This is a genomic window from Falsiroseomonas oryzae (assembly GCF_027856955.1).
Classification (GTDB): Bacteria; Pseudomonadota; Alphaproteobacteria; order Acetobacterales; family Acetobacteraceae; genus Falsiroseomonas; species Falsiroseomonas oryzae.
Genome location: NZ_JAPSMD010000558.1, coordinates 1 through 2,967, shown reverse-complemented (window position 1 = coordinate 2,967; position 2,967 = coordinate 1). Strand labels below are relative to the sequence as shown.

Genomic DNA, 2,967 nt, shown 5'->3' with positions numbered 1-2,967 from the left:
GCTGTGGCCCCGCGTGATGCGAGAGGCCGCCGGCGGCCCGGCCGTGCTGGACCTCTCGCGGCTGGACGCGCTGGACACCACCGGAGCGACCCTGCTGCTGGTGGCGGAGGCCGCCGGCCGGGGCAATGCCATCCGCGGCGCGCGGCCGGGCGTCGCCGACGTGCTGGAGCGCGTGCGCGCCGCGCGGGACGCGCCGCAGCCCAGGCCGGAGCCGCGTCTCGGGCTGCTGACCCGCATCGGGAAGGCGGCGTGGCATGGCGGGCAGGCGGCCCTGGACTCCATCGCCTTCATCGGCGAGCTGACCCTGACGCTGCTCGGCACGCTGCTGCGCCCCTGGCGGCTTCGCCTGGGCGAGATGCTGCGCCACCTGGACGAGGCCGGCACGCGCGCCTTCCCGCTGACGGTGCTGCTGGGCTTCCTGCTGGGCGTGATCCTCGCCTTCCAGTCGGCCATCCCGCTGCGCCGCTTCGGCGCGGAGATCTTCGTGCCGAACCTCGTCGGCATCTCGCTGCTGCGCGAGCTGGGGCCGCTGATGGCCGGCGTGATCCTGGCCGGGCGCACCGGCAGCGCCTATGCCGCGGAGCTCGGCACGATGAGCGTGAACGAGGAGGTGGCCGCGCTGCGCGTGATGGGCATCGACCCGATGGGCCTGCTGGTGCTGCCGCGCGTGCTGGCCGGCATCCTGGTGATGCCGGTGCTGTCGCTGCTGCTGACGCTGGCGGGGCTGGCGGGCATGGCGCTGATCATGGGCATCTTCGGCTTCCCGCTGACCACGGTGATGCAGCAGCTCAGCCAGTGGCTGGAGCTGACGGACCTGCTGGGCGGCCTGGTGAAGGCCTGCTTCTTCGGCCTGGCCATCGCGGCCATCGGCTGCCATGCCGGGCTCGGCGCCGGGCGCGGGCCGCGCGCGGTGGGCGATGCGGCGACCTCCGCGGTGGTGGGCGGCATCGTCTCCATCATCCTGCTCGATGGCGTCTTCGCCGTGGCGTACGAAAGGCTGGGGCTGTGACCGTGTCCCCATCCGATGACCGGGGGGCGGAGCCCAGGGAGCAGGCGAGCACCGGAGACCCGGACCGGACAGGCGATCACGGCGAAGCCGTGATCCGCTGCGAGGGCGTCGCCGCCGGCTTCGACGACCGCGAGCTGTTCCGCGACGTTTCCTTCGAGGTGCGGCGCGGCGAGGTCTTCGTGATCCTCGGCGGCTCGGGCTGCGGCAAGTCCACGCTGCTGAAGCTGATGATCGGCCTGGTGCCGCCGCGCGCCGGCCGCGTGTCCATCCTCGGCACCGATGTCTGGTCGGCCGAAGGGCCGGCGCGGCTTGCGTTGCTGCGGCGCATCGGTGTCATGTGGCAGCAGGGCGCCCTGTTCGGGTCCCAGACGCTGCTGGAGAACGTGGAGATGCCGCTGGCCGAGCACACCTCGCTGCGGCCGGATGCGCGGGCGGCGGTGGCGCGCGTGAAGCTCGGCCTGGTCGGCCTCTCGGAAGCGGCGGCGCGCCTGCCGTCCGAGGTCTCGGGCGGGATGCTGAAGCGCGCGGGCGTGGCGCGCGCGCTGGCACTGGATCCGCCGATCCTGTTCCTCGACGAGCCCTCCGCCGGGCTGGACCCGATCACCTCCGCCGGGCTCGACGCCATGATCAAGGACCTGGCGCGCACGCTCGGCACCACCTTCGTGGTGGTGACGCACGAACTCGCCTCCATCCTCGCCATCGGCGACCGCTGCATCATGCTGGACCGCGAGGCGAAGGGCATGATCGCGCAGGGCGACCCGCGCCGCCTGCGCGACGAGAGCACGCATCCGACGGTGCGCGCCTTCTTCCGGCGCGAGGCCGCATGAAGGGCAGCGCGCTCTATCTCCGCGTCGGCATGCTCGTCGTCGCCGGCGTGGTGCTGGCGGCCGGCTTCGTGATCTTCCTGGTCGGCGGCCGCGGCCAGGGGCCGACGACGGTGTTCGAGACCTATTCGCGCGAATCCGTCCAGGGCCTCGATGTCGGTGCGCCCGTCCGCTACCGCGGCGTGCAGATCGGCCGCGTGACGGAGCTGCGCCTCGCCTCCACCGAGTACCGCCGCCCGGAAGGCGTCGCCTTCACCGAGGGCTTCCAGCTCGTGCTGATCCGCTTCGCGATCGACGGCAACCAGATCGGCGAAGTGCCGAACGCGGCCGAGGCCATCCGGCTCGGCCTGCGCGCGCGCATCGCCGCGCAGGGCATCACCGGCGTGAACTACCTGGAGCTGGATTTCGTCCCGAACGCAGACCGCTTCCCGGCCCTGCAGGTGCCCTGGACGCCGCGCTACACGGTCATCCCCTCCATCCCCTCCACCGTCGCGCAGGTGCGCGGCGCGGCTGAGACGCTGATCGAGCGGCTGTCGGCCGTGCCGCTGGAGCAGATCGCGCATGACCTCTCCACGGCGGTGGGTGCGCTCAGCCGGCAGACCACCGATGGCGACCTCGCGGTCACGCTGCGCGAGACGGCGCAGACCATGGGCCGCGTGCGGGAGATCCTCGACAGTGGCGACATCCAGCGCACGCTGGCCGAGTTCCGCCGCACCGCCGAATCCGCCCAGGCCATTGCCGGCTCGCCGGAGCTGCGCCGCGCCCTGGGCAGCACCGCCACCGCCGCCGAGGAGCTGCGCCGCTCCGCGGAACGGCTGCCCGGCACCCTGCAGAGCTTCGAGCGCACCATGCGCACCGCGCGGGAGACGACCACCGACGTGCAAGCCGACCTGATCCCGATCCTGGCCGATTTGCGCGCCACCACGGCAAGCCTGCGCGCCACGGCGGAGGCGCTGCGCGCCTCGCCCTCGCAGTTCCTGCTCGGCGCGCCGCCGCCCGCGCCGGCGGATCGCCGCCGATGAGGCGCCGCCTGCTGCTGGCCGTGCCCGTCCTGGGGGGCTGCACGATCTTCCCCGACCGGCCGAACGTGCCGGTGCGGCGCTTCGACCTCAGCCCGCAGCGCCCGGCGCGCCG

General features: G+C 73.6%; 3 protein-coding genes. All 3 read left to right on the top strand.

The genetic code is table 11. From position 1 onward, the window contains the following. A partial coding sequence (locus OZN99_RS28800; protein ID WP_270938655.1) for an MlaE family ABC transporter permease occupies positions 1 to 1,009 on the top strand: 1,009 nt, incomplete at its 5' end. 89 nt (positions 1,010 to 1,098) lie between these two features. Beyond that, complete coding sequence (locus tag OZN99_RS28795; RefSeq protein ID WP_270938654.1) at positions 1,099 to 1,836, top strand: ABC transporter ATP-binding protein; 738 nt, start codon at positions 1,099 to 1,101, stop codon at positions 1,834 to 1,836. Continuing rightward, positions 1,833 to 2,855 carry an MlaD family protein gene (locus tag OZN99_RS28790; RefSeq protein WP_270938653.1) on the top strand — a complete coding sequence of 341 codons (1,023 nt, stop codon included), beginning with the start codon at positions 1,833 to 1,835 and terminating at the stop codon, positions 2,853 to 2,855. The genes OZN99_RS28795 and OZN99_RS28790 overlap by 4 nt, the downstream gene beginning before the upstream one ends. Positions 2,856 to 2,967: the final 112 nt, after the last annotated feature.